3 protein-coding genes are annotated in these 1662 nt (G+C 43.8%); all 3 read right to left on the bottom strand.

The window, feature by feature from the left end; all coding sequences use genetic code 11:
* A partial coding sequence (locus B7Y67_RS17335; protein WP_293599697.1) for a GDP-mannose 4,6-dehydratase occupies positions 1 to 221 on the bottom strand: 221 nt, incomplete at its 3' end.
* A 5-nt stretch (positions 222 to 226) separates the two neighbouring features.
* Positions 227 to 685 carry a DUF2721 domain-containing protein gene (locus B7Y67_RS17330; RefSeq protein ID WP_293599696.1) on the bottom strand — a complete coding sequence of 153 codons (459 nt, stop codon included), beginning with the start codon at positions 683 to 685 and terminating at the stop codon, positions 227 to 229.
* Positions 686 to 725: 40 nt separating this feature from the next.
* Positions 726 to 1571 (bottom strand): undecaprenyl-diphosphate phosphatase, encoded by an 846-nt coding sequence (locus B7Y67_RS17325; protein WP_293599695.1) that lies wholly within the window; start codon positions 1569 to 1571, stop codon positions 726 to 728.
* Positions 1572 to 1662: the final 91 nt, after the last annotated feature.

Genomic DNA, 1662 nt, shown 5'->3' with positions numbered 1-1662 from the left:
TGATTGGTTTCTACATAGAGCGGGAAGGTCACATCGTGACGCATGACCTCTAAATTGGGATTGCCCAATAGGTGAGCTAAGTTTTGCTTAGTGCCGGTAAAAAAGTTATCTACCACCAAGACCTCATTTCCCTCTTTGAGAAGCTTCTCGGTAAGGTGTGAGCCTAAAAAGCCAGCGCCACCAGTGATGAGGATTTTGTTATTACGGTTGTAATTTTGCATAATTTTTATTTTGGAAAAGGTGTATTCCAGCCAGCAGAACGATAGGCATAAACCACTTCGCCTAGCACGATAGAAAGTGATGTCATGAAAGATATTAATCCAAGTACAAAGGTCCAAATGACGTAGGTAGCTTGCAATGATCGAACTGCACCTGCTTGAAAGAAAAATAGTTCTAGAACTGTTAAAGAAATAAATACGCCACTTAATACATCAAAGAAAATAGCTGCCGTACAAAGACGCCCCCTTACCTTTGCCTCATTCGCCTCTTTCATCATATCGGCCAGCATATCTTGATCCTGAATGCCGCCCTCTTGAATTCGGTGCTGAATAGCGCGCATACGATCCACTGATCGAGCCAAGCGAGCAGAGATTGCATTAATTAAAGTTGCTACTGCAGTCAATAAAAAGACTGGGGCTAATGCCAGCTGAATATTATTGGTAATAGCGTCAATTGATACATCCATATTTATTCCAATCTGCGTCTATAAATTTGAATTATCTTGGTTAGTGAGACCAGGCTACAAGGCCGGTGGACGCACTCACCAATACCAGCACACCAAAGACAATACGATACCAAGCGAATGGAGTGAAGTTATGTCCAGCAACATAATGAATCAACCAACGCACACAAATAAAGGCGGAGATAAAGGCGGAGATAAAACCGACCACAATTGCCCAAGTAAATTCACCAGATAAGGAAACAGGATTTTTCCAAAGCTTGAGCAGTTCGTAAGCAGTTGCACCGCCGATTACAGGAATTGCTAAGAAGAAAGAAAATTCAGTCGCAACTGCACGCGGCAAGCCAAACAACATGCCGCCAATAATGGTCGCGCCTGAACGAGAAGTGCCTGGGATTAAAGCAGCGCATTGCGCCAGCCCGACCTTTAAAGCATCCATTGGGGTGAGATCATCTACCGACTGAATATATGATTTGCTTAAGATAACTTTTTGCTGACGGCGCTCCGCCCAGAAGATCACCAGCGCACCCACGATAAATGCAGAAGCCACTGGAATGGGCGCAAACAAAACAGCTTTAATATATTTGCCAAATACGAACGCTAAACCCATCGCCGGAATAGAGGCAATCAATAAATTGAGAATGAAACGTTGAGAGATGGAGCTTGTTCGAGCAGTAGAGGCAACCTTCCAGAGCTTTTCTCGGAACTCCCAACAAACTGCCAAAATCGCGCCAAACTGAATAATGACCTCGAAAGCCTTTCCCCGCTCATCATTGAAGTCGAGCAAATCACCAACCAAAATCAGGTGACCCGTACTGGAGATTGGCAAAAACTCGGTTAAGCCCTCCACTACCCCCAGTACTACCGCTTTAGCTAGCAAAATTAGATCCATAGACGCAATTTTATAGATAGATGAAGCAGATCCTAGGATTTGACAAAATAAGGCCTAAATCCAGCGCTTTAGGCAAATAAGCCTTAAACTT

It is taken from the genome of Polynucleobacter sp. 35-46-11 (assembly GCF_002281105.1).
Note: the sequence above shows the minus strand (reverse complement) of the source record. Positions and strands in the feature narration are given on the sequence as shown.

Bases quoted from the DNA above. Each gene is read 5' to 3' on its own strand.
- B7Y67_RS17330 (WP_293599696.1), bottom strand. From the start codon at position 685: ATGGATGTATCAATTGACGCTATTACCAATAATATTCAGCTGGCATTA.
- B7Y67_RS17325 (WP_293599695.1), bottom strand. From the start codon at position 1,571: ATGGATCTAATTTTGCTAGCTAAAGCGGTAGTACTGGGGGTAGTGGAG.